The sequence below is a fragment of the Sphaerothrix gracilis Ecp01 genome, assembly GCF_030405905.1.
Lineage (GTDB): Bacteria > Cyanobacteriota > Cyanobacteriia > Phormidesmidales > Phormidesmidaceae > Sphaerothrix > Sphaerothrix gracilis.
In genome coordinates this window covers 238,794-263,731 of record NZ_JASATW010000001.1, presented here as the reverse complement: position 1 = coordinate 263,731, position 24,938 = coordinate 238,794, and the positions used below count along the sequence as shown (strand labels likewise).

General features: G+C 54.2%; 22 protein-coding genes. 12 read left to right on the top strand and 10 right to left on the bottom strand.

What is annotated here, in order from left to right; translation table 11 throughout:
* Positions 1 to 6 precede the first annotated feature (6 nt).
* Together menD and QJQ48_RS01230 are read left to right on the top strand one after the other, a co-directional pair.
* The gene (gene menD / locus QJQ48_RS01235; protein WP_346289353.1) at positions 7 to 1,785 is read left to right on the top strand and encodes a 2-succinyl-5-enolpyruvyl-6-hydroxy-3-cyclohexene-1-carboxylic-acid synthase; all 1,779 of its coding nucleotides are present in this window, start codon (positions 7 to 9) and stop codon (positions 1,783 to 1,785) included.
* A gap of 65 nt (positions 1,786 to 1,850) precedes the next feature.
* Entirely contained in the window at positions 1,851 to 2,771 is a 921-nt protein-coding gene (locus QJQ48_RS01230; protein ID WP_346289352.1) for a lysophospholipid acyltransferase family protein, read from the top strand.
* Here QJQ48_RS01230 and QJQ48_RS01225 read toward each other — a convergent pair.
* The 5 genes from QJQ48_RS01225 to QJQ48_RS01205 form a co-directional block, all read right to left on the bottom strand.
* Entirely contained in the window at positions 2,752 to 4,008 is a 1,257-nt protein-coding gene (locus QJQ48_RS01225; protein WP_346289351.1) for a glycoside hydrolase family 10-like protein, read from the bottom strand. The genes QJQ48_RS01230 and QJQ48_RS01225 overlap by 20 nt on opposite strands.
* A gap of 136 nt (positions 4,009 to 4,144) precedes the next feature.
* A complete protein-coding gene (locus QJQ48_RS01220) occupies positions 4,145 to 5,575 on the bottom strand; it encodes a Na+/proline symporter (protein ID WP_346289350.1) in 1,431 nt (476 codons plus the stop codon).
* Between the two features lie 98 nt (positions 5,576 to 5,673).
* Positions 5,674 to 6,672, bottom strand: a complete 999-nt coding sequence (locus QJQ48_RS01215; RefSeq protein ID WP_346289349.1) for an exopolysaccharide biosynthesis polyprenyl glycosylphosphotransferase — start codon at positions 6,670 to 6,672, stop codon at positions 5,674 to 5,676.
* A gap of 227 nt (positions 6,673 to 6,899) precedes the next feature.
* Positions 6,900 to 7,718: an ABC transporter permease gene (locus QJQ48_RS01210; protein WP_346289466.1), complete on the bottom strand. Its 819-nt coding sequence runs from the start codon at positions 7,716 to 7,718 to the stop codon at positions 6,900 to 6,902.
* Between the two features lie 196 nt (positions 7,719 to 7,914).
* Positions 7,915 to 9,909: an amylo-alpha-1,6-glucosidase gene (locus tag QJQ48_RS01205; RefSeq protein ID WP_346289348.1), complete on the bottom strand. Its 1,995-nt coding sequence runs from the start codon at positions 9,907 to 9,909 to the stop codon at positions 7,915 to 7,917.
* A 226-nt stretch (positions 9,910 to 10,135) separates the two neighbouring features.
* Here QJQ48_RS01205 and QJQ48_RS01200 point away from each other — a divergent pair, with 226 nt between their 5' ends.
* On the top strand, positions 10,136 to 10,618 hold the full coding sequence (locus QJQ48_RS01200) for a hypothetical protein (RefSeq protein WP_346289347.1): 483 nt from the start codon (positions 10,136 to 10,138) through the stop codon (positions 10,616 to 10,618).
* A 55-nt stretch (positions 10,619 to 10,673) separates the two neighbouring features.
* Positions 10,674 to 11,948, top strand: a complete 1,275-nt coding sequence (locus tag QJQ48_RS01195; RefSeq protein WP_346289346.1) for a hypothetical protein — start codon at positions 10,674 to 10,676, stop codon at positions 11,946 to 11,948.
* A 159-nt stretch (positions 11,949 to 12,107) separates the two neighbouring features.
* Here the strand turns inward: QJQ48_RS01195 and QJQ48_RS01190 are convergent, their stop codons facing one another.
* Complete coding sequence (locus QJQ48_RS01190; RefSeq protein WP_346289345.1) at positions 12,108 to 12,317, bottom strand: hypothetical protein; 210 nt, start codon at positions 12,315 to 12,317, stop codon at positions 12,108 to 12,110.
* Between the two features lie 413 nt (positions 12,318 to 12,730).
* Between QJQ48_RS01190 and QJQ48_RS01185 the strand changes: the two genes are divergently transcribed.
* From QJQ48_RS01185 to QJQ48_RS01175, 3 genes are all read left to right on the top strand, one after another.
* On the top strand, positions 12,731 to 13,027 hold the full coding sequence (locus QJQ48_RS01185) for a hypothetical protein (RefSeq protein ID WP_346289344.1): 297 nt from the start codon (positions 12,731 to 12,733) through the stop codon (positions 13,025 to 13,027).
* A 109-nt stretch (positions 13,028 to 13,136) separates the two neighbouring features.
* Entirely contained in the window at positions 13,137 to 14,432 is a 1,296-nt protein-coding gene (gene codB / locus QJQ48_RS01180; RefSeq protein WP_346289343.1) for a cytosine permease, read from the top strand.
* Positions 14,433 to 14,471: 39 nt separating this feature from the next.
* Positions 14,472 to 15,413, top strand: a complete 942-nt coding sequence (locus QJQ48_RS01175; RefSeq protein ID WP_346289342.1) for a glycosyltransferase family 2 protein — start codon at positions 14,472 to 14,474, stop codon at positions 15,411 to 15,413.
* A 60-nt stretch (positions 15,414 to 15,473) separates the two neighbouring features.
* On the opposite strand, the gene QJQ48_RS01170 is transcribed toward QJQ48_RS01175, so the two are convergent.
* On the bottom strand, positions 15,474 to 16,802 hold the full coding sequence (locus tag QJQ48_RS01170; RefSeq protein ID WP_346289341.1) for a glutamine synthetase family protein: 1,329 nt from the start codon (positions 16,800 to 16,802) through the stop codon (positions 15,474 to 15,476).
* A 121-nt stretch (positions 16,803 to 16,923) separates the two neighbouring features.
* Between QJQ48_RS01170 and QJQ48_RS01165 the strand changes: the two genes are divergently transcribed.
* On the top strand, positions 16,924 to 18,162 hold the full coding sequence (locus tag QJQ48_RS01165) for a Caspase domain-containing protein (RefSeq protein ID WP_346289340.1): 1,239 nt from the start codon (positions 16,924 to 16,926) through the stop codon (positions 18,160 to 18,162).
* A 108-nt stretch (positions 18,163 to 18,270) separates the two neighbouring features.
* Here QJQ48_RS01165 and QJQ48_RS01160 read toward each other — a convergent pair whose 3' ends face one another.
* Positions 18,271 to 18,660, bottom strand: a complete 390-nt coding sequence (locus tag QJQ48_RS01160; RefSeq protein WP_346289339.1) for a c-type cytochrome — start codon at positions 18,658 to 18,660, stop codon at positions 18,271 to 18,273.
* Between the two features lie 272 nt (positions 18,661 to 18,932).
* Between QJQ48_RS01160 and petG the strand changes: the two genes are divergently transcribed.
* Positions 18,933 to 19,046, top strand: a complete 114-nt coding sequence (petG, locus tag QJQ48_RS01155; RefSeq protein WP_346289338.1) for a cytochrome b6-f complex subunit V — start codon at positions 18,933 to 18,935, stop codon at positions 19,044 to 19,046.
* A 26-nt stretch (positions 19,047 to 19,072) separates the two neighbouring features.
* On the opposite strand, the gene QJQ48_RS01150 is transcribed toward petG, so the two are convergent.
* On the bottom strand, positions 19,073 to 20,395 hold the full coding sequence (locus QJQ48_RS01150; RefSeq protein ID WP_346289337.1) for an FGGY-family carbohydrate kinase: 1,323 nt from the start codon (positions 20,393 to 20,395) through the stop codon (positions 19,073 to 19,075).
* Positions 20,396 to 20,508: 113 nt separating this feature from the next.
* Positions 20,509 to 21,018, bottom strand: coding sequence for an allophycocyanin subunit beta (gene apcB / locus QJQ48_RS01145; RefSeq protein WP_346289336.1), 510 nt, complete (start codon positions 21,016 to 21,018; stop codon positions 20,509 to 20,511).
* A 490-nt stretch (positions 21,019 to 21,508) separates the two neighbouring features.
* On the opposite strand from apcB, the gene QJQ48_RS01140 reads away from it, so the two are divergent.
* The 3 genes from QJQ48_RS01140 (at position 21,509) to QJQ48_RS01130 (ending at position 24,750) form a co-directional block, all read left to right on the top strand.
* The gene (locus tag QJQ48_RS01140; RefSeq protein ID WP_346289335.1) at positions 21,509 to 22,093 is read left to right on the top strand and encodes a YdcF family protein; all 585 of its coding nucleotides are present in this window, start codon (positions 21,509 to 21,511) and stop codon (positions 22,091 to 22,093) included.
* A 132-nt stretch (positions 22,094 to 22,225) separates the two neighbouring features.
* Positions 22,226 to 22,933: a DUF533 domain-containing protein gene (locus QJQ48_RS01135; RefSeq protein ID WP_346289334.1), complete on the top strand. Its 708-nt coding sequence runs from the start codon at positions 22,226 to 22,228 to the stop codon at positions 22,931 to 22,933.
* 5 nt (positions 22,934 to 22,938) lie between these two features.
* Positions 22,939 to 24,750: an FAD-dependent oxidoreductase gene (locus QJQ48_RS01130; protein ID WP_346289333.1), complete on the top strand. Its 1,812-nt coding sequence runs from the start codon at positions 22,939 to 22,941 to the stop codon at positions 24,748 to 24,750.
* Positions 24,751 to 24,938: the final 188 nt, after the last annotated feature.

Below are 24,938 nucleotides of genomic sequence, written 5' to 3'. Positions count from 1 at the left end.
AACGGTATGGGGTTGGATTTTCGCAATTGCAATGCGCTTTGGGCCTCAGTCTTAGTTGAAACCTGGGTGCGCCTGGGCCTGAAGACGGCTGTCATCTGTCCCGGTTCTCGCTCTACGCCGCTGACGGTGGCGATCGCCCGGCAGCCTCAAGTTGACGCCATTCCGGTTTTAGACGAGCGCTCGGCGGCTTTCTTCGCCCTGGGGGTAGCTAAGCGATCGCACTGCCCGGTAGTGCTCATTTGCACGTCGGGGACAGCCGGGGCTAATTTCTATCCGGCGGTGATTGAGGCGAGTGAAAGCCGCGTGCCGCTGATTGTGCTCACTGCCGATCGCCCACCAGAGCTGAGAGACTGTGCCTCTGGGCAAACCGTTGATCAGCAAAAGCTCTATGGCCGCTTTCCTAACTGGTATGCTGAGCTGGCCCTGCCCGCCCTCACTCTGGATAGCCTCCGCTATGCCCGTCAGATGGCAGTTCAAGCCTGGCAGCGATCGCAGTTTCCCCTTGGCGGCCCGGTTCACCTCAACTGCCCTTTTCGCGATCCGCTAGCTCCCCTAGCTGAGCCGGAGGCTGAAGCCTTCGCCGACGGCTTTGACTCGACCCGTTTTTTCGCCCATTTGGGTTCACCTGCAGCAGCCCTCAGGGTCGAGCCATCCTTCAACATCGATCAAACGCTTTTAGAGCAGTGGCAAACCTGCGATCGCGGTTTAATCATTGCGGGTCCTGCCCAGCCGCTTTGGCCCCAAGCCTACTGCCAAGCGGTAGCTCAGATTGCTCAAACCCTGGGCTGGCCTATTCTAGCTGAAGGCTTGTCTCCGCTGCGCAATCAGGCCCGCCTCAACCCGCAGCTAATCACGGCCTACGATGCTATTTTGCGTCAGCTGCCCTGGGCCGAGCGGCTCGTGCCTGAGCAGGTGATTCAGCTTGGCCCCCTGCCTACGAGCAAAGTCCTGCGCCAGTGGCTGCAGTGCCATGAGCCGCTGTGCTGGCAGGTGGAGGCGGGCGATCGCAATCTCGATCCGCTGCACCAGCGCACTCGCACTTTACCTATGTCGGTGGAGCAACTGGCCCAGGCGTTAGCTCACCCGCCCTCTCTGCCTCCTGCCTATTGGAAAGACTGGGCTGAGTGTGATCGCCAGGTTTGGCAGCGTTTGGCAACGGAACTGCGGGCAATTGAGCCACTCTTTGAGGGCAAAGTGACCTGGATGCTGTCCCGGCACCTACCGGAGCAAACACCGCTGATCATTGCTAACAGTATGCCAGTGCGGGATGTGGAATATTTTTGGCAACCGGGCGATCGCCAGATTCAGCCCTTTTTCAACCGGGGGGCCAACGGCATTGACGGTACGCTCTCCACGGCGCTTGGCGTTGCGCATCAGTCGCGTCCCAGTGTTTTACTCACGGGCGATTTAGCTCTCCTGCACGACACCAACGGCTTTCTCAGCCTGCCGCAGTTTCAGGGACATCTCACAATTGTGATGATTAACAATAACGGCGGTGGCATTTTTGAAATGCTGCCAATTTCGCAGTTTGAGCCACCGTTTGAGCAATTCTTCGCCATGCCGCAGCAGGTAAATTTTCAGCAGCTGAGTGCCGCCTATGGCATCATCTATGAGCGCGTGACTACCTGGGAGAGACTGCAGCAGGCCATCAGTACCCTACCCGCTACCGGAATTAGGCTGCTGGAGATTTCTGGGGATCGCAAACGTGATACGCTGTGGCGACAACAGTTGCTCGACGGGTGCGGGCTTGACCCCGATTTTTCCGGCAGCCGTCCTCCCCAATGACCTAAAGGCGGCTCAGAACTTGATTTAAATCCATCGCTCACTCTACTTAGGACTACTGAATATACATGCCTGCTAGCGATCGCCCCAGCGATGTGACCCTGACGCCCGATGTTCTGCAGCGGGTAGAAGAAGGAATCGAGGCCGGACGGAGTGAACTGGTGCGCTGGTCGGTGCGAGAGGCGTTTGAGCAGTTTGAGCAGCGGGCGGCAGGGGGCTGCGATCGCCGCGCTGCGGGTGAACTGCGGCGCTGGGTAATGCGCACTTTTGTGCTGACGCTGTTTCAGGTTGAGGTGAAGAATATCGAGGCGGTGCCCCGGCAGCCAGCGATTCTAGCGGCCAATCATCTCGGCCATCTCGATCCGTTTTTGCTGCTAGCCAAACTACCGCCAGACCCCTACTTTTACATCCTGGGGGATGCCCGCACCCTCTATAACAAGTGGTGGAAGCGCTGGGTGCTGAGCTGGGCCGGCGGCGTGATTCCCCTCGATCGCTGGTGGAAAGAAGAGATTGCTGTGGTTGAGGCGGCTGAAGCGGGCCGCGAAGACTTAGCCGACATGGCGGAGGCGATAGAACAGGAGGTGCCTTCCGGGGGAGAGGTGCGATCGCTGCGGCAAATCGATCGGACGGTGGAGACTGTCCTGACCGATGGCGATGGTATCCTGCTGTTTCCCGAAGGTCGCCTAGGCAGTCAGGAAGGCAAGCTCTATCCGCTGAAGCGGGGCACCGTTCTCTACGCCCTGCGCAACGGCGTCCCCATTGTGCCTGTGGCTATCACGGGTACTCAGGATCTCTACCTGCGCAAAACGCTGACAATTCGCTTTGGCGAACCGCTGGAGTTTGAAAAACGCGATCGCCTCAAACGCCTAGAAATTGACGCCGCTTTAGAAAGGCTAGAGCAGGCCATGCGCCAGCTCCTACCGGCTGACTACAGCGAACCCCCAGGGCCGAAGCTGTTTCGCCACGTACTCAATCACCTGTTTTGGTAGCCGAAAATAGCTGCTCCATTCCCTGACTCACCTGAGTATGGGAACTGCCGCGAAATAGCCATAGCGTTGTTTCCCAACAGAAAAACGAGACGCCGCGAAACCCGGCCTTCCTGACAATTTCAACTTCCTGCTGAATTTGTTCCATAGGTTTTGCTGTCAGAAAAGGCCCGGTATACAGGCCAATACTAAGGGGTATAGCCTGACTCAGGCGGCGCAGTGGCCCCCGATACAGCTCCGCTTCAAAGTTGTTGAGATCGTCCCGGTATACCTGCACAATGACTTCATCCAGTAGGTTCATTTCTACCCAGCGCGACCAGTCTTGCAGGTAGCGATCGTAGGCAAACGCGGGCGCATTGGGCGAGAGGGACACAATCACTTCCGGTCGCACTGCCTTAACCGCCGTGGTAATTTTTGCCATAAACTGGGTAATTCTCTCGGCACGCCATTGCATCCATTCCGGATCGGCTGGATTACTGGGAGGGGCAACGCCGCCATGCTCCTGGCGATATTGCTCGATCGTATAGGGGTCATAGCCAAATTCGATGGGTAAGCCGAAGTGATCGTCAAGCTGAATCCCATCTACCGGATAGCGCTGCACCACCTCCACGATCAGATCAGTCAGAAACTGCTGCACTTCTGGATGAAAGGGATTGAGCCAGCCCTGATCTGCTCCAACCATCTCGCGTTTCAGCGTACGCAGCGGATTCAGCCAGCCAGGACTGACTGCAGGCGGAGCCTGAGTATGCTGTACTCGCTCGCCGTTCGCCATTGTGGTGAGCCAGTCAGGATGCTGACGAGCGATCGCCGAATTAACAGGCATCATCAGCCCGTACTCAAACCAGGGAATCAGGCGAATATGTTGACGGTGTGCCTGATGCACCAGCCCGGCCAGGGTATCTTGAAACGGTAGGGGTAAAGAGGTCAGGCGATCGCGCCGCACCCCGCCTGCCTGTTTGGCCACAGCACTGGGATGTAGAGTATAACCCCGGTTCCAAACTGCTGGATACAGCGTATTGAGATGATGCTGGGCTAAGTGGGCGATCGCCTCGTCTAAATGAGCGCTGTAATAGTTGAGAGCTGCGCCGTAGTTAGTGAGCCAAACCCCTCGCAGCTCTGTAAAAGCGGGTCTGCTTTGATGGACGACCGGAGCCTGCCACAGCAATAGTGCCACTCCCCAAGCCAAAATTGCCAGTCCTAACCATCGCAGCCGCTTACTACCGAAAAGGTGCTTCATCATGGGAGGGTTTCCCGACTAGCCTACTTCTTGGCAATAGATACAGCCTCTAACGAACGGATTTCGTACAGCCTTTAACCAGTCTGAGATTGGGGTAAGCACAGCGCCCCCATACAGACTTACGAGACGCAAAATTGATTTACCGCCTTGCTTCGCGGCTCGCTAATGAGTGATTCAAGAACGCGCCTAGCAGATAGCCTAGGGTACACAACAGCACGCCGTAGACGTTGATCCCCAAGTCCACCGCATACTTGCCTGACCCCATCGCCATCCAGGTGGGAAAAATTTGGGTGCTGAAGGCATTCTCTAGAACTCGCAATACGCCAAAAATCAGTCCGGGCCAAAAAGCCAGGTGAAAGCTCAGGCTGCTGGCTTGACGAATAAAGGACAGTAGAAAAATCGGTGCTAGTCCCATGACCATCGTGCCGCTGATCGTCGTCGCCAAGATGATGGCAGGCCCGACGCGATCGCCTAGATAGATACTCAGCAGGGGTAGATTGCCCAGCAGCGCGATCGCCACAATCCACCAGCGGCCAATGTAGGCCTGCATTTCGGTTGGTTTGTCTTTGCGGTTTGACCAGTCCCGCGCCCCTAGCTTGGCAACGCTAGAAAAGGTAGAATCCAAAGTCGAGCCAGCACTGGTCAGCATGATGGCGTTAAACACCAGTAGCATTGGCAGGCCAAACAAAGCGGGCACTGCTAAGGTTGCGTTTCCCTCAATCCCGTTGGCTCTGGCATAAAGACCGACTGAGCTGAAGAGAAAGATAAATCCACCGCTGATAATCCCGGCGATAATAAAGCCCTTTAGCATAACGCGAGGTGAAGTGATGAAGGCCCGATCGGTCATCACCGGATCATGGAAGGGATAGCTAAAAATTTGGACAAAGGCCAGCCCGCAGAAGGTTAGACCTGCTAACCGCGTCTCTGGTTCCACCACGGGCAGGCCCTGAGTCATCAGCCCCGGCCCCAGCACCACTAAGATTACTACCAGCAGCACTGCTGCCAGCAGCATTTGCGCCCCGTCTGTGAGCAGACTGCTGCGTAGTCCCCCCAGCAGACTGTAGTAGACGGTGAAAGCGGTGACTAAAAGGGCCGCAATCCAATAGCCTAAACTGCCCTCCGGGCCGAAATAGAGGGAGAAGACTTTGGTATTGGACCAGACCTCATTGAGCAAGCGAATGGCGATCGCTAGCAGGAACAACCGCGCACAAATTTTGCCGTATTTGCTGACTAAGAATTCAGGAATCGACTGGTGCCCGCCCCGCACCCGGATAAAATAGAGCGCGATCGCCGCTGTAACAAAGCTGAGATAGTAGATGGCGTAGCCGATGCCGCCCGTAATACCAAAGGCGTTACCCAGGCTAGCAGCGTTGTCAATTGACTTAGCAAAAATCCAGGAAATGGCAGCGCTGGCTACTAACAGCCATAGCCCCGGAGCCTGTCCCTGCCGGGATTGTCCCTGAAAAAATTCTGAAGCGGAAACCTTATCGGGAGTAGTCGCCTGCACAATGCGGTAGATAAAAAAGCCGTATCCGGCCAGCAGCGCCCAAGTGAGGGTAATGGTGAACATGCAATGCCTCGTTACAGTCTTCTCAGATTTCTCTGAGTATTCAAGATTTAACCAGAAAACCCCTGAGGCAAAAATGAGTTTTTAATTAGAATCTAGCTTTAAGACGCGCCTGCCTTCTTAGAAAACAGCACCAAAACCGTCTTGAGGATCAGCTTGACGTCGTACATCAGACTCCAGTTTTCCTGATAGCGCAGGTCGAGGCGAATTACATCCTCAAACTTTTTGACCGTTGATCTGCCGTTGACCTGCCACTCCCCTGTCATTCCCGGCTTCACGTCCAACCGCTGCCACTCTGGCACTTCATAATGCTCGATCTCATCCGGGGTGGGTGGGCGAGTACCTACCAGGCTCATCTCCCCCTTAAGCACGTTCCAAAACTGCGGTAGCTCATCCAGGCTGGTTTTGCGCAGAAAGCGACCGACTTTAGTGACGCGCGGATCATTCTCGTTTTTGAACAGCGGCCCTTCTACCTGATTTTGGACTCGGTGTTTAAGGGCCTCGGCATCCGTCACCATTGAGCGAAATTTCCAGATGCGGAACCGCTTGCCCATCCAGGAACAGCGCACCTGACCGAAGAGAACCGGGCCATTGCTGTCTAGCTTGATGGCGATCGCAATCGGCACAAACAGAATGCTGGTAATGCTTAGACCGACCAGAGCGCCGACAATGTCCATCATTCGCTTGGCCCGCGAATTCACTGAGGGATGCGCCGCTAATAGCTGGCAGTGGGCTGCGACTGGGACAGTTGCAGGCGAAGCTGAGACACTATTTTCGATCGTAAAGATTTGGTTTAAATCTGTGACCGATAAGGCCATCATCACCTGAGCCGAAACATCCCGCAAAATCAGTTCGCTGTTGCGGGTTTGACACAGCCGCCGACAAATCACTAGCGCCCCGATACCGCTGCTGTCAATAAAAGTCGTTTCGCTCAGATCCAAAACCATACAGTTGGTCTGAGGGTATTGTTCATGCAGCGTTTGAAACCATTTTTTGAAAGCGGCTGCTTTGAGTACCGTAAAGGAGATTGGCAGCCGGATAATGCACGCTGACCCCTGGACTTCAAGCTGATAGTCCGCTGGGTTGGTTACATGAGTCATTGGCCTATTGAAGATAAATTAAGACAGCTTAGCCGGATAGTTCAGAGATTTAGAGAACGCTAGAGAAATAGTCTATGTAATTTTACGGGCTGTTTCTAAAGTGCATTGAATCAGATTCGTCTGCCTGAAAGATGCCGTATCTTTACCTAAGTTTCACCGATGGTCAAAATTTTAGGTAAGGAATGGCTGCCTCACCGGAGAACCTGAATCAGCCAGTTTGTCCAGCCCTAGTTTTCCCGCTTGATGGCGCTTTCATGCCAATGGCTCAGTAAAGTATCAGAAAGCAGCGTTAGGCCCACGAAAATCAGGACACCCAGCACCGTTGTCATTAGCAGGGCCGCAAACATCCGTGGGATCTGCAGGTTATAGCTTGACATCAGAATTTGATAGGCAATCCCCGAGCGGGCACCGCCCGTCCCCGCCACAAACTCAGCCACGACAGCGCCAATGAGCGCCAACCCGCCGCTGATGCGCAAGCCCCCCAGAAAATAGGGCATAGCGCTAGGCAGGCGCAGGTACCGTAGGGTTTGCCAGCGATTGGCTCCATACAGTTGAAATAGGTTCTGCAGGGCGTGATCGGCGCTGTTAAGACCCAAGGTGGTATTGGACACAATTGGGAAAAAGGCTACGATCCAGGCGCAGACCACCAGCGCTGCAAATGTATTGTTCTTAAACCAGATGATAATGATGGGGGCGATCGCCACGATTGGCGTCGTCTGTAGAATCACCGCATAGGGAAACAGGCTGCGCTCAATCCATTTGCTCTGGGTAAATAAAACTGCCATTCCCAGTCCTGACACCACTGCGGCGGCAAAGGCCATCAGCGTAATTTGCACCGTCACCAGCAGCGAGGGAAACAGATCGGGCCATTCCTGAAACAGAGTTTGCAGCACCAGCAGCGGCCCCGGTAGCAGGTAGGGCGGAATCTGCAGCAGCCGTACCAAAATTTCCCAGCCCAGCAGCACGCAAAAGCCTACAATCAGGGGCGCAATCACCTCGGCTGAAAAAGTTTTCTTGAGCCAAGATGGCTGGGGTGGGGGGACAATAAGCGATCGCGGCTTTTCAATTTGCTCAGATTTAGACGACTCCAGTTTCACGCTGGCGTAACTCCTTTGGCACTATTGCACTGGTTCTACTCTGCCCTGAGTTGATTAGAACTATCTGTACCAGGTAAACGGTTCGTCAACCTAGAAACCTTCGTCTCTAGCCTAAAGCAAAGCGTAACTCGCAGCTCTACTAGAGCTAGATGAGCGCTAGCCAAGCCCGCAGCACTTCAGCTACGCTCCAGGCTTGAGCCGGACAGCCGCGCGGAGCAAAAGGAGCATCGCCGTCAAAAATTTCGCTGATGTTGCCGATGCCGTGATCGTAGAGGTGATGCGCGATGGGAGCAAGGAAAGTCAGGGCCTGCTGGCGATCGCCATAGACCTGATAGTGGGCCAGCGCAAACGGGCCGAGCAGCCAGCCCCAAACGGTTCCCTGGTGATAAGCTCCATCTCGCTGCCAGCGATCGCCGCCGTAGTGCCCCTGATAGTCAGGGTGGCTAGGGGCTAGCGATCGCAGACCGTAAGAGGTCAGCAGAGTGCGGCCGCAGCAATCGACGACCTGCTTTTGCTGAGCGGTTGTCAGCAGGGACGGTGCTCTGCGTCCCGCCGCCAGCGGTAGGGAAACCGCAAAAATTTGATTGGGGCGCAGGCTGACATCGGCTCCGGTAGGGCTGTCAATCAGGTCGTAGCAGTAGCCCGCCTTAGCATTCCAGAAGCGGCTGAACTGGGTTTGGGTGCGCTGGGCGATCGCCTCGTAGTCTTGGCCGGGCTTACCTAACTGGCGGGCAAACTGCACCATCGTTTGCAAGGCGCTGTACCAGAGAGCGTTGATTTCAACTGGCTTGCCCATACGGGGCGTGACTACCCAGTCGTCTACCTTGGCGTCCATCCAGGTAAGCTGAACGTCGGCTTCTCCGGCGTAAAGCAGACCGTCAGTATCTAGGTGAATGCCATAGCGGGTACCGCGACGGTGCCAGTCTATGATGTCCGCTAGTACGGGAAATAAAGCTGCTAACAACTGCTCATCGGCTGTTGCTTCGTAATAGAGCCGCACCGCCTCAAAGTACCAGAGCGTAGCATCTACCGTGTTGTATTCGGGCGTTTCTCCCACATCGGGAAAGCGATTGGGTAACATGCCCTGATCCACGTAGCGGGCAAACGTGCGTAGAATTGCCGCTGCGACCTCTGCGCGTCCGGTCGTCAAAGTCAGCCCCGGCAGGCTAATCATCGTATCGCGGCCCCAGTCACCAAACCAGGGATAGCCAGCAATCAGGCTTTTACCTTCACCAGGGCGACCTGTGGCCCGATCGACAATGAACTGATCGGCAGCCAATACGAGCTGGTTGATCCAGGCGGGAGCCTGAGCCGCTTTGGCAGAGCTGGCCTGCCAGCGATCGCGCAGACTCTGCTCATAGGCGCGGCGCTGGTCTAGGACGGCTTGGGCGTTGCGGTCAGCCTCGGCCTCAGTGCTGACGATCAGGGTGACAGAGTCGTTGGGCTGCAGGACGATTTCAGCCGTTGCCGCCTGTAGATGATCCTCTTGGTCACGTAGCCCACGGTAGTGCTCTAGGGCTAAATCAAAGCCATAGTGCCACTGGTGAACAGGCTGGAGGTCGGCCTTGTCGCTGAGTAAATAAAACGGCGTAGCTTTGGGAAATGCCTGTACCTTCAGGCCGTGGGCTACCGGAGCGATCGCCATCTGCCAGTCCTGAGCCTGAGTATCGCTGTGGTAGTCGCGGTAGTTGACGAAGACTTTGAGCAATAGGGTCAGGGGCTGAGAGGCGCGGCGCAGGGTATAGCGAATGTAGGTTGTATTGCTTCCCTGGGGCATCCAGACTTGCTTTTGCAGCAGCGCGTCACCGCAGGCAAAGTTCCAGACTGGCAGGGTACCGTCGAGGTGAAAGCTTTCAATCTGGCGATCGCCGCGTGGATTGCAGCTACCATCGGCCCAGCCATTGACGGATAGGGGATAAACCTGGCCCTGGTAGAGGGCTGTTTCGTCAGCCTTGGCAACTAGCAAGGTCCGGCCCAAAGGGGGATTGAGGGCCGCGACCAAAAGTCCGTGGTATCGCCGGGTCAGGAGTCCTGCCACTGTACCGGCTGCATAGCCACCAATGCCGTTGGTGACTAGCCACTCGCGCTGAGCCGCGATCGCTAAGTGACGGCACGTTTCCCGACCTAATTCAATCGTCATAGCCCATATTCTAACGACCGCCGCCAGAATCTAGGCGTCCGGGCTTACTATTATTGGGGGGTCGGTAGGCCGTCTTGCTACGAACTCGATTGCGGCGGCGACTGCGGATGCTCTGAGTAGAGTAAGCCATAGGTAGATTTCTGAGAAAATAAGGGGGACTGAATTTGCTGACAGGTTTTGATTCAAGTGGGTTCAGTCATTTTCCGGATATTTTGCCCCTCATTCTATGAGCACTGATTGGCTACAGATTGAAGCTGTCGTCACCGCCGGACACCGGGTTGCTTCCGGCACGGCCAGCAACAGTCCCTATCCCCAGGGCACTATTGCCATGCAAACCCCTGCTTTTCAAGCGCGAGGACTGGATTTGAGCGGTTACTATCCGGCAACGCTCAACTTGGCGATCGCTCCCTATCACTTTGCCCTCAAGTCTCCGGCCTACCAGTTTCCCCACCTTCATTGGACTGACCTCTGCCCGCCGGAGACCTTTTCTTTCTGCGACTGTCAGCTTGTTTTTCAGGGAAAAACTTACAGCGGTCTGGTTTACTATCCCCATCCTGAAACCAAGGTGCGGCATTTTCAATCTGATACTCTGGTGGAGGTTTTAGCGCCGCAGATTCTGGGGATTACCTATGGTCATCAGGTGCAAATTCGCTTCGCGGCTGAGCAAGTTGAGCTAACTCGGTCCGATGCTCTGAGTTCTGGGGATTAGCGTCAGGCGATCGCTTATGACTGGGCAAATTAAGGATAGTTACTAGTGCCAGCCCATGCCTGTGAAGCCTATTTTGCAGGGGCGGCTTTATCGCCTCAACCGTCAGCCCTATGCCAACCTGATTTGGCCTCTGGTGCAGGTCAAACAGCTATTCCAGCTTGCTTACAGCCTGCTGCTAGGCATCATGTGGGACGAGCTAACTAAGCGCCGCAGCTATACCGATACGGCTACAAGTCTGCTGCTTTTGCTGATTTTCGGCGTTTTGTCGCTGCTGTCCTACTATGCGCGGGACTACGACCACTGGATTTTTGTCCTCTTTGGTCTGCTTTGGTGGTTTGATGTCGGCTTTGCTAAACAGCAGTATTTTGCGGAGCAATCCTACCAGCAGGTAGCTGTGAAAGCCGACGAGGATGACCTAGAGATAGCCGTTCGCAATCAGAGTCAGCTTTTATACCAAGAGTCTTTCCGGCGATCGCAGGCGAATTACATTTTGATTGAGCGGGTTGAGGTACGCGGCGGCGCGTTTAAGGAGGCGCTGACCCATACCTGGCGCGGCAAAATTGTGCTGCGCGATCGCTCTCAGTATTTGGTATTTGAAAAACGCTCGGTGATGACGGCACTCAAGGCTGCCCGCAAGCTGCAGCGTCACCTGCAGGATATTCCCATTATCTTCGCCTGCAGCCAGGGCTTAGAAAGCAAAGCGGCAGAACTGCTGCCCATCAGTGCGCTTGCAGTTCAATCAGCCGCAGTGAGTACAATTCATCTCAGGCAGCAGGCCCAGCAGTGGCATCTCTTTTCCCGCTGGAACTTGGGCAGTTCTGGGCGCATGATTAAAGACGCGCTGCAGCAGTCGGGTTTTTTGCTGTTTGTGGTGTTGACTACTAAATTTATGGCTGTGACAGGGGAACTGCTGCATCAGCTCCTGTGGCAAAATACCTCAATTATTTATTTGCCTTCTCTCATCGGCCTCAGTCCGGAATGGTGGGACTGGCTGGAAGTGGCGATCGCCTTCGGCCTTGTGCTTTGGAAAGGGTTAGAAATTAGTCAGGAGGAACATCTCTATATCGATGCTAAACAGCTCACCTTCTGCCTCAACCGCCGCCACATAGCCCAGCTCAACACGGCCAAGATTGAGACGCTCTTGTACCTGCGATCGCCCGAACCGATGCTGCTGATTGCTGACCGTAACCAGGCGATCGAAATTACTGGACTCCAAACCGAAGCCGAGTTTCAAGCCTTGCTGCTGCATCTAGAAAAAATCATTCGCCCGCTGCAGTCAGGAAAAATAGAAGCGGATAAAAAAATTCCCGATCAAAGGAACACCGTTTAAGTGGAAATTGTAGTGGGGCACACAGCTAAAATAGAGCATTAAGTAGGGTGCTGTATAGCCCGAAGGGCATAGCAGAAAAGCGCAGCGTAACGCACCGGATTTAAGGGTTTTAGCCTATTGATAATTTGCACCATTTTAGGGGTGTCATTTCACTACAACCTATTTATCTTTGAGCGCTTCTTTAATAATTGCGCTTAGATTTTTGCCCAGTTCCTCTTCAGCAGAGGGCCTTTTCTTTGGCTTACTAAACAGCCACTCTGGCAGAGGCAGACCGCTCGGCTTGCCAGTTTTCTCGGCACCGCCCAGCATCTCAACAGACCAGACAAACAAGACAAATGCAATAATGCCTGCTGCAATAGGTTCGAACATCGCTATCTCAGTGTATAAAATGTATGTTCTTGACTTAATTCAGAGGAACACAGCCTAATTCCTGAAAGTTAACCGTTTCTTTTTCAAACTGGCCAAGTTTTGGACTTCAGATGTAATTAGGTTGGAGCGATTGACTCAACAACGTAGAAGCCAGCCGCAACCTTTCATACAGCCATCCCTGACAAATGCTGTGTCCGAATATAGCAAAGCTCACCGCTGGCGATTCTCTGTTAACAATTAATTAAGTTTTCTCAAGCCTGCTGACGCCGCGTAGATTGAAACCAATAGGTTAATCGCTACCTCTACCAAGGCTCTCAGTCTGCCGCTGTCCCAATTTTGCCTGATTAAGTAGCCCTGTGCGATCGCTCAAATCCTGGGTAGGCTAGAACTACAGGCCAGGGAGCGAAGCCACAATGAGCGCCGATGAAGTTTTTAGTAAAGCCAATTATCTGCTGCGAAAGAAAAGATATGCCCAGTGGCATCGGCTCCAGAGCAAGCTGCAAATTTTGCGATCGCAGGTAGGATTTACTGAATCGGCCTGCTCTCGCCCCAAAGCCTGCCTCGGCTGCCTCAACTATCATGGCCTCAGCTACGGCAGCAGCAAAGATACCCGTCATTTACTGGTGTGCGCCATTCATCCCTACGGCTGGCAGGCTCCGTCCCCCTGCCCAGACAAGCAAATTCATAAGCCAACCGGCATTCCAGATTAAACCAGCCTTAAATTGCATCAAACTCTCGTCGTCTACGATACTGCCGTTACTTGAGAAGCATCTTATTTAAAGAAACAAGGTTTCTTTGAAAATAAGGACGCGCTATCTCATGACGTTTACGGTAGATACTCAGTCAGTCGATCGCTCCCAGGCTGGCGAAGATTATCCGCTGAGCGCTGTCCCAGCCACAGCGCGCAAGCCTGTTTGGTCACTGGCTCTGCTGTTGATGGGCTTTGCCCTCACCTCCACTACGTTGTTTGCCGGGGGCGCGATTGGCCCTGCCTTTAGCTTTTCTACGATGCTGGGCGTCATCCTGCTGGGCAATGCCATTTTGGGTATTTATTGCGCGGCCTTGGGTTACATTGCGGCTAAAAGCGGCTTGACTACCGTTTTAATGGCTCGATTCAGCTTTGGCAATGTTGGTTCTCGCTGGGTGGACTTTATTATGGGGTTCACGCAAATCGGCTGGTATGCCTTTACAACTGCCGTTATTGTCCAGGTTTTAGTAGAGCTGCTGAACTTGCCAGCCAACCCAATTCTTTATGGCGCTTTGGTGCTGATTTTCAACTATGGCTTCTGCGCTACGGCTTACATTGGCTACCAGGCGATTGACTGGCTGAGCCGCTTGGCTGTGCCTGCCATGCTGATTTTGGTAGCGATTAGCCTAATGCTGGCCCTGCAGGACTTTGATGCCGCGAGAGTGGCAGCGCCTTCCGGTGAACTCAGCTTTGGAGCGGCCCTAGCCATCGTCATTGGTACCTTTATTTCCGGCGGCACTCAGGCAACTAACTGGAGCCGCTTTGCCAGCTCTGGCAAAAGCGCAGTTTTATCAACCCTCTGCGCTTTTTTCTTGATCAACGGACTGCTGGTCTTTGCTGGAGCCTTCTCAACAATGGTGTACGGCACCCAGGACTTGATTCAGGCAATGGCGACTCAGGGAATCTTGGCTGGCGGCCTGATTTTGCTGATTCTGAACGTCTGGACAACGCAGGACAATACAATTTACGCCTTCTCAGTAGCTGGGGCTAACATGTTTCGCACGCCCAAGCGTCATGCCTTTGTTTTAGGTGGGGCGACGCTGGCGCTGGTGCTGACGCTTTCGGGCATCTACGATCTACTGCCAACCTATCTGATTTTTCTAGGAACGGTGATTCCGCCTGTGGGCGGCATTATTATGGCCGATTTCTGGATTCGGCATCAGGGTCAGTTTCCCTCTCTCTCAGCTCGCCTACCTGCTTTCAACTGGGCGGGCGTGATTGCCTACGTGATTGGTTCACTCATTGCCTATTTCACAGGCAGCTACGGCTGGGGCGTTGCGCCAGTCAATGGCATTATCAGCGCCGCCATCCTTTACGTGATTTTGACTCAGGTAATCTCGCAGCCGATTCGCGATCGCGCGGCCTAGGGTTTCCGCTAGAATCGTTATGCCCTCTGTCCGCGAGTCATGTTCTTTAGCGTTGTCATTCCTACCTACAACCGTAGGCCCATTCTAGAAAAGTGCCTGCGGGCGATGGAGCAGCAGATTCTAGCGCCGCAGACTGCTGTAATGGGCTATGAGATTGTGGTGGTAGATGATGGTTCCACTGATGGCACGGTTACCTGGCTGCAAGCACAAGCCGCAGAATTTCCCCACGTGCGCCTGTTTGAGCAGTCTCATCTCGGCCCCGCTGCTGCCAGAAACCTGGGGGTGGAAAAAGCGCAGGGTGACTATATTATTTTTATTGACAGCGATTTAGTCGTACTGGAGGGCTTTTTGCAGGCTCACGCTAACGCGCTGCAGCAGGGCATAGCAGAGACAGGCAGCGATCGCGTCTTTACTTATGGCACCGTGATCAATACCTGCAACTTCGAGCGGCCTACCGCTGAGCCATTCAAAATTACTGACTACTCGCGGGCCTATTTTGCAACAGGCAACGTGGCGATCGCCCGCAAATGGCTAGAAAAAGCCGGGCTGTTTGACACTCGCTTTCAGCTTTACGGCTGGGAAGATTTGGAACTGGGCGTGCGGCTCAAGCAGCTGGGCTTAAAGCTGATTAGCTGCCCGGATGCGGTGGGCTACCACTGGCACCCTCCCTTCTCCCTAGAGCAAATCCCCAACCTGATTGACAAAGAAATTCAGCGGGGCCGCATGGGAGTTCTGTTTTATCAAAAACACCCCACCTGGGACGTGCGACTGATGATTCAGATGACCTGGCTGCATCGCATTCTCTGGGGCGGCCTTACCCTGGGTGGCACCCTCAACGAGCGCACAATGGCTCCCCTCTTGCAGTGGCTAATCGATCGTGGCAAACCCCAACTCGCGCTAGAAATCGCCCGCATTTTCCTTAACTGGTACAACGTCAAAAGTGTCTACGCCGCTTACCGCGAAGCCCATCAGGTCAGTTAAGCCTCTCTACCTGTTCCACTGCGCTTGCCGGGAGCGAAGCCGAACGGCAAGCCCTTTTTCCTAGTAACGCTCTACCAGCAGTCTTACTTCCTCTTCCAAACTCAGGCTGTGCAGCGCTTCCCACTCTGCCTGACGCACTGCCAGGTAAGTCTGGGCAAGCGGTTGGCCTAGTGCCTCAGTCAGCACCGTGTCCTGCTGAAACTGCTCCATAGCCAGTTTTAGGCTAGTAGGCAGGCGATCGATGCCCCGCCGCATTTGCTCAGCCTCAGGTATCAGCCCTGGATCTATATCAACCGGATCGCTAGGGCTGAGCTTTTGGCGAACGCCGTCTAGTCCAGCTGCAATGACCGCGCCTAGAGCCAGATAGGGATTAGCAGCCCCGTCTACGGTTTTAAGCTCGATGTGGGTGGGACTGGGCGAGCTGGGATTGGTCGGAATCCGCACGGCTGCCTCCCGGTTGTCGTAGCCCCAGGCGCGAAAGGCGCCGCTCCAGGCATGAGGCTGTAGGCGGCGGTAGGAGTTGGTGCTAGGGGCGGTCAGCAGCATCAGCGCTGGCAGATGGTTGAGAATGCCAGCGACGAAAGAGCGGGCGATCGCGGTGAGCTGTCCCTGACCGTTGGGCACGATGTTTTGGCCCTGCTGCCAGAGGCTGAAGTGGAGATGACAGCCGCTCCCGGCTGAGTTCTCAAACACCTTGGGCAAGAAAGAGGCAATCAGGCCGTGCTGACGAGCGATCGCCCGCACAGTCTCACGAAAGGCAATCTGCTGATCCGCCGCGGCGATCGCCTGGGTATAGCGCACCGAAATTTCTTGCTGACCGGGGCCAGATTCGGGGTAGTACTGTTCAATTTCAATATTTTGGGCTATCAGTGCGTCAGCGATCGCGTCAATAATCGGCTGCTGCAGATCCATCGAGAGGCTAGCGGCAAAGGGCATTTGGTCGGCAGGGATGAGGCGATCGCCCTGCTTTTGCAACAGGTAAAACTCATTTTCAAAGGCGGCCTGTATCTCTAGTCCTAGATCGGCTGCCGCCTGCACCATGCGCTGCAGAAAGCCACGGGGGCACCAAGGCCACGGCTGACCGTCTTTGACCAGGTTGCCTAATACCCTGGCGTGGCTGGGGGCATAGGGCAAGACCGTCAGCGTAGCTTCATCCGGCACCAGCCAAACTTCTCCTACCGGGCCTAGTCCGCTGCCTGCCGCTGGCGCGTCTACCGTTGCAGGTACGGCCTGCTGCGCTACCGAAAGTCCTACGCCTCTTTGCCAATGGCGCTTTAGGGCACCGACATGAATTGCCTTAGCTCGAATAACGTTACCGTTGTCACACCACAATACCCGGACAAACCGGACATTCCGCTCTGCTAAAAACTCCGGCGAAATTTCTGACATCCAGACTCCCTGCCGCTAACTCTGGCAGAATCTTAGCGCTCTCTGCAGCCGATACCGCTGAGACCGTTCTAAAAAGCCGATTTAAATCTGCTAGGTTGAATCAGTAGAACTTGGAACTGACATGATGCGGTCGTTAGCCTTTTGGGGGGTTACCACTGCCTTGACTGTTGGCAGTGCTTTGGTAGGCGCTACGCTGGCTGGCGATCGCGACTTGGAAGCTCTACTCGCTCAAGATCCCGTCTTTAGAACCAAAGATTTACCCCAGTTTTTAGTCTTTGCGGGTGGCCCCGTTCCGGCTTACAACGAAATTGCCTTAGAAAAAAATGTCCTCTATTTCCAGCGCACCCTGCAGGCGCTGGGAATTAACCCAGCTATGGCAGATATTTTCTTTGCCAACGGCAACGACGGTCAAGCCACCGTTCGCTATCTCGATCTGCTAAGACGCGAGCAGTTTAAGCCGCCCGCTATCGACAATTTGCAGGGAGCCGCCACTGTGGAAAACTTAGAAACCTGGTTTGCTACGGCTCAGACCGTGGGCGATCGCGACTGCTCCACTTTTTTCTATTTCACCGGGCACGGCGGCTACAACCCTCAAAATGAAGACAACAATACGCTCTATCTCTGGCGCGATCAGACCTGGTCAGTACAAGATCTGGCCGCTCAGCTCGATCAGCTTCCCGCTGATCAGCCATTTGTCACCATGATGGCCCAGTGCTTTGCCGGATCATTTGCCAATTTGATTTACGAAGACGGTAATCCCGACAATCCGGTAGCGCTGCAGACCCGCTGCGGCTTTTTCGCCACCGTCAGCGATCGCCCCTCTGTAGGCTGCACCGCCGAAGTCAACGAAGCGGATTACAAAGACTACAGTTCCAGCTTCTTTGCCGGACTCAGCGGTATTGATCGTACTGGCGAGGCCGTTGCGTCAGCCGACTATAACCAAGATGGTCGGATTGCCTATGCTGAAGCCCACGCCTTTGCCAAAGTAGATGAGGAAACTCCTGACTGGCCCATTTCCACCTCAGAAAGCTGGCTGCAGCGACAGGCAACCGAGTCAGATATCGCTGATATTTTGCAGCAGCCCCTAACCGACTGGCAGAATCAGGGCCGCCCAGAGCAGCAGTTCGTGATTCGCTCTCTAATCGCCAAGATGAGGCTAGATCCAGCGCTGTCATTTCGCGCTAATTTACGACAATTGCCTTCTATCGAGGATTTAGATGAAGTCGAGCAAGCCTATCTGATGCGTCTGCGCATGGAACTGCTCAATATTGGCATGGCAGAAAAAGTTCGTCAGAGTGGCGATCCGGGAGCGATCGCTGTGCTGGATAAGCTGCTGGCCTGCGAGGGAGGCAGTTGGTGAGAATGAGGGGACGCGGAGACGAGGAGATCAGAAAAAGGGCCTGCCGTGAGCGAAGTCGAATGGGAGATGGGGAGGTTTTAAGAGAGGAACGGTTGTAAAAATCTAGGGCTAAAGGCTTTCTAAGTATTCCAGCAGGTCAGCCATGTCTTTGGCTTCGGGCTGAAATTGCGGCATGGGGGGAGTTTGGCCGCTGATGACTTGGCGGATAAGATTGACCTTGGATTTGCGTTCAGATACGTTATGCAGGCTGGGGCCTACCTCGCCGGAGGCTTCAAAACCGTGGCAAACAGCGCAGTTCATCTGAAAAATAAGCGCACCGCGATCGCGATCGCCATTGAGCGCCAGCACCTGCAGAATGTAGGGATCTGAAATGCGAAAGTGCTGGATACCCCACACGACTAGCCCTAAGGTCAGCAATAACCCGGCTACAGCGATTACCGCCCGCTGAATCAGGCTAGGCGCTTCGGTAGGCTGTTCATTGAGGGTATTGTGGGTCAAGGCCAACTGTTTCTCTGGTTACAGAATTTATCTTTATGATTACACAGCTTAAAGTTTTCTCAGGAAATAAGGCAACCCTTTCAGACCGCTAAAATCCCCCGAAATTGGCATTCTTCCTTAAGAATGCTGGCGATCGCCGCTTTTTCTCTGAAGCCCAGAAAAATTATTACACCTGTTGTAGTTGTTAACAGTTGAGGACAGGCAGCGCTTACTATTAAATAATATGTATTAGTCCCTGTTTAGGGACGCTCAAAATTCTAAGGAGTCTTGACGTGGTAGAACCTTTACTCTCTGGTATCGTTCTAGGTCTAATTCCGGTGACGCTGGCCGGTTTGTTTGTCGCCGCTTACATGCAGTACCGCCGTGGAAATCAGCTCAATCTCTAAGACTGGGCTTAAGCAGCTAGCAGGGGTCAGGAGTTATCCTGGCCCTTAATTTTTTCCAAAGAGGCTGCTGGACCACAAGACGCATTCTTGGTAGATAGACTCCTCAGCGCTAGCAAAGCGCTGCCATAAGCAGCTGCTGTATGGGCAGAGACGCTGACCGGTACCCGTAGACGCTGAGCGCGAATAGCTGTCCATGCCTGATTGTGAGCACCGCCGCCAGCGGTATACACCTGTTTAAGCGGTGAAGCACCGAGTTCCGTTAGACGCCCATAGCCTTGAGCTTCAATATTAGCAATGCCCTCTAGCAGTCCTTGCAAGAACAGCACAGGATTCGGGGGGCGCGGCGTCAACCGGGGTGATAGCTGCGGATCGTTGATGGGAAAGCGTTCTCCCGGCTTTGTCAGCGGATAATAGTCTAAGCGGGTGGGCTGATCCGGCTGCACCGACTGGCTGAGCTGGGCTAGCTGCTCAGCGCTGAAAAACTTGGCTAGGACAGCCCCCCCTGTATTAGACGCCCCGCCTACTAGCCAGCGATCGCCCAGGCGGTGGCTATAAATGCCGTACTGACTGGCGTCAACCCGCTTTTGACTCAGCAGCTTGAGTACGAGGGTTGATCCCAGAGAGGTGACGGCATCGCCAGGCTGATTCGCGCCGCTGGCTAAAAAGGCAGCAATGCTGTCTGTGGTACCAGCGCAAACATGACAGCTAGAAGGCAGACCAAATCGCTGGGCGATCGCTGGCAAGACGGTTGCAACTGGGTGGCCTGGAGCAACTACCTGGGGCAAGAGAGTAGCTAGGGGCAAGCTGGATAGCCAGTTGGGATACTGCAGCGCGCCAACGTCATAGCCCAGCTTCAGCGCATTGTGATAGTCGCTGATACCTGGCTGGCCGTGTAGTAGAAAGCTGAGCCAGTCAGCCTGATGCATTAAATAATGGGCTTCTGCTGGAAGCTGCTGCGAATCGCTACACCACCACAGCAGCTTGCTCAAGCTAGATGTGGCGCTGCTGGCGACATGATTAGGGGGAGTGATTCGAGCCACTGTTGCCTGAACTGACTGGCCGCGGTCGTCGTTATAGAGCAGCGGTTCGGTGATTGGCTGTCCGGCAGCATCGCAGAGTAACACGGTGGCTGACGTACCGTTGAGGGCGATCGCGCCTAGCTGCTGCCGCACCGCCACGGGAATATCTGCCAGCAGCATCCATAGGGTTTCTTGCCACTGCTGAGCTAGTGAAGCAGCTGAATTGAAACTAACTTTTGCCTCAGCCTCAATCTGCTGCTGAGGGTCAAGCGCGATCGCTCTGGCTCCAGAGGTGCCAAAGTCAATCCCTAAAGAGTATGTTGGGCGCATGGGTGTTAAAAAAGCGCCCTGTTGGACGCTTCTCGATCAGAAGTAAGCAGCGGCGATCGCCGTAACGCCAAGTTTTTAAGGAATCTTCCTCCTTCCTTTACGTGGCTGCGCTCCTAGATGCTAACTTCGCTCAGCTCGTTCGTCATGTAGTCAAACGGCTGATCGATAAAGCTAGTTTCTTCAATGCCAGCTTCGGCAACCTTGGCCTTGATCAGTTCTTTCATAATCTGGATACCGACAACGGTAGGGCCGATAGGCACGCCCAAAGAGTTGTAGGTTTCGCGCAGTCCCTGTAAAACTCGCTCATCTAGCACATCTACGTTGCCAGAAACCAGAGCATAGCTGCCGTAGCGCAAATAGTAATCCATATCCCGCAGGCAGGCGGCATAGCGACGGGTCGTATAGGCGTTGCCACCCGGACGAATCAGTTCTGGCACCTGCTCAAACAGCTTCGATCCCGCTTCTTTGACAATTCCAGCCGCATTAGCGCTGATGACGCCTGCTGCCTGAACGCGAGCCATACCGCTGTCGAAGTAGGACTTCAGTGAATCCAGGGCAGCGCGATCGAGATAACGACCAATACTGTCGTAATTGCTAATTAAACTTGTCACTGTATCCCGCATGGAATTCCTCTCTCAACTATCCGCAAGCAAGCAAAATCGTGTTTATTTATCGAGTACCGCTGCTAAAGCTTTACTCCTTAATCGTTACAGATTCTATGGAGACTCTTGGAGGCAGTTTTGGAAACTGCCCGCAGATCTTTAACTAACGGGTTGATATTATTCATTTAGCAGCTTAGACCTGAGCGTCCCCCGCCTAAAACGACGCATATGGGATCGCCGAGTCAGCCCAGAAGTCAGTCTATCACGGGCAGTTGAGCACTAAGCGAGATCCCCTGAAAACATGAACTCCACGGCCCAATCAGGTTTACATTTCGCAATTTTTTGCAACATATTTAGGCGGACGCGGCTCTATACCACTGCCTCACTTTGCCGGTAAGGCCGCTTTTTCTCAGACCGTGTTTTTATACTGCTGACCAAAGCTATTCGGAAGGTTAGGCGTTAAAATCGTATCTGCCTGTTTGTATTTATTCGCCTGAGCTTAGAACTTTACATGCGATCGCACCGCCGCAAGCGCTCCCGTAAATCTCTACGTCCCTGGCAGATAGTCTGCCTGGGTGGGCTGCTATGGCTAGGGCAGCACCAGCTTCGATCTCAGTTTAGACAGCCCCAGGTGGCTTTGGTCTTGGGAGGATCCACTGAGCGCGAATTCTTTGCGGCTGAGTTTGCTCAGTCTCACCCTGAACTAGAAGTTTGGGTATCTTCAGGCAGCAACCCAGAGTATGCCGAATGGGTCTTTGCCGAGGCTAAAATTGACCGCGATCGCGTCCGGTTAGACTACGAAGCGGTCGATACGGTGACAAACTTTACTTCTCTTGTGGATGACCTGGCCGCTGCCGATATCAGCAGTATCTATTTGATCACCTCGGACTATCACATGAGGCGAGCCCGCATTATCGGTCAGATTGTCTTAGGCAGTCGGGGCATTCATTTTGAGCCGATAGCCGTGCCTTCTGAAGGCGAGTCTGAAACTTTGGTGCGCAGCCTGCGAGATGGCGCGCGCGCTGTTCTCTGGATCTTTACCGGCCAAACGGGTTCTGATTGGGGCCAGTCTATTAGTCGCCACAAGCTGCCTTAAGTGAAGCGGGACGGCTATTTTCGTGAGTCGGCGCTACAATGAGGACGCAATTATATAGATTTAATCTCGCAAGTTAATCTCGCAAGTCTGGCGAACCAGATTTGTAACGCTCACCTCCGTTTAGGTACTGTTATGGCTGCCATTGCAGAGTCGCCCTACACTCAAGAACAAATCCAAGTTTGGCTGCGTGGCCTGCTTACAATTGCCTGGGCAGATGGTCATTTTGATCAGGAAGAGAAAGAGTTAATTTCTGCTATCACTCAAGATGAACTGGCGCCCAGCGTTAACTTTGACTCCTTCGATCCCGTTTCGCCACAGGACTTAGCTTCTGTTTTGGGAACTGATCCCGTCACGGCCGAGCATTTTCTTCGTATGGCCGTGATGGTTGCTTTAGCAGACGGTGTCTATTCAACCGCAGAGGACAAAAAACTTATAGAGTTTTGTCAGGCCCTCGATCTCAATCCTGAGGTGCTGAAGTCGCTGCAGTCCACTCTGTACAACCTGCAGTCAGTGACAGAGGAAGTCGCCCCTGGCGAGACGGCAGAGCAGGGTGTAGCACCGTCTGCGGCAGAAGTAGGCCCTGATCCGCTCAAGCCTGCCCGTGAGTGGCTAGACCAGCTAGAAGTTCACGATCCGAGGCTGGCCCGCTTTCTGTGCAAGATGATTCCTTCTCAATGTCCTTTTGAGCGAGACGTGAATTTATTTGGTCGCAAGCTGGTACATATTCCAGCAATGTGTAAGCTGAACCCGCTCTACGATCAGCTAGTGGGCCTGCGATTTCGGGCGCTTTCTTACTTAGCCGATGACTGCAATGAAGATGTAACACCTTACTTGCAGTAGGCTGAGTGGTTAAAACTTTAGCCGCTGATGTCTTAGTTGTTGGCGGCGGCACTGGCGGCACTGCTGCCGCTATTCAAGCAGCCCGGCGCGGGGTTAAAACCATCTTGGTCAGTGAGTTTCCCTGGTTGGGAGGTATGCTGACAGCAGCGGGTGTTTCGGCTCCTGATGGTAACGAACTGCTAGCTTTTCAAACCGGAATCTGGGGCGCTTATCTGCGGGAACTAAGGCAGCGCCAGGCTGAAGGACTCGATCATGGCTGGGTCAGCTTTTTCAACCATGACCCCAGGATAGGAGCCGCTATTTTTGCTGATTGGGTGGCGGAATTGACCGATCTCACTTGGATTCACGGTCAAACTCCGCAGGCGGTTTTGCGACAGGGACGGCAGATTGAGGGAGTCGTTTTTCAGGACTGGATTATTCGGGCCAAAATTACGCTTGATGGCACTGAGCTAGGCGATTTGTTGGCCCTGGGACAGGTGCCTTTTCGCTGGGGATGGGAGCCGCGATCGCTTTGGCAAGAACCCAGCGCTCCAGTCAGCCTAGAGGATACGACTGCACCCACCTATCCGCTAACGTGCCGCTACCCAGTTCAGGCCCCGACCTGGGTTGTGATCCTGCGGGACTACGGAGCCGGCAGCCGCGCCCCTGAGATTGCAGCGCCTCCCCACGATAACCTGGATCTATTTCAAGATGCCTGGCAGGGATATAGCGGAGAGCAGTTTCTGGCCTACGGTCAGCTGCCTGAAAAACTCATCATGGTCAATTGGCCCCAGCGAGGCAACGATTATGGGGTTGGTCTACATCGTTTAGTGCAGTCGGCAGGCGATCGCGCTAGTTTTCTGCAGGCCGCTCGCTGGCATTCCCAGAGCTTTGCTCGCTTCATCCAGCAGCAGCTAGGCCGCCGCTATGGGCTGGCTAATGAGGTGTTTCCTAAACTGCCCGGTGCCCTGGGGGGCGGTGCTTTTGCTCTGCAGCCTTACTACCGGGAAAGTCGGCGGCTGCGGGGGCTGGTGACGCTCTGTGAACCCGACATTCTGCCAGTGCAGCGGGGACAGGTAGCTCCGCTCTGCCGCAACGCTCAGGCAGAAGTGAGCGCGATCGCCATCGGCACCTATCCAAACGATCACCACTATCCCGGCTTTGAGCTGGCGCTAGCACCCAAATCGCTGCGCTGGGGCGGACGTTGGACAGGAACTCCGTTTACTATCCCCTACGAAGCCTTGGTGCCTGAAACTGCTGCCGGACTGTTGGTCTGCGATAAAAATATTTCGGTTTCCCACATCGCAAATGGGGCTACGCGGCTGCAGCCTGTGGTGTTGGCCGTGGGACAGGCCGCTGGCATGGCAGCCGCCCTGTGTGTACAGCTTGAGTGTGAGCCGCGATCGCTGCCCGTCTATCAGCTACAGCAGGCTTTGCTCACCGATCCAATCGCACCTGCTGCTGTCATTCCTCTATTTAATTTGCCGCCTACGCATCCTGACTGGCTCAAACGGCAGCAATACTATCTCAAGCATCTCAACGCCTATCCCCACAGCGGCAACGCTCCCCAAGTTACTAGCGTCTCTAAAATGCGAGATTGCTGGCGCTCCCCTCAGTATTGCGAAATCCGGGGGCGGATCGTTCAGTCCGCGCCGCAGACCTATCGTTTTGAGTCTGCTGAACTGGTCAACTATGCGGCTGTCACCCTTTGCCCGGTCGTCAATCAGCAACTGCAGCAGCTTGCTCCTATCAGTGATGTCAGTATTACGGGCTGGCTGAACCGAGCGGGCCGGTGGATTCGGATTGAGTCTCTGCGCTTGCGGTCAGCAGACAACTGATTTCTACTAAAACTTCATCTCTGTAAGTATTGGGTCAAGTGTAGTGGTTTACACCTAATTTTTGTGGGTTCAAACCCTGAGGTTCAAATCCTGAAAAAATCTCAAATCCTTTCTTTGCAGAGGTTTTGAGCTAAAGGTAAATAATTTTCCGTGTTTCTCTGGGACGGAATTTAAGACGCGATCGCTTT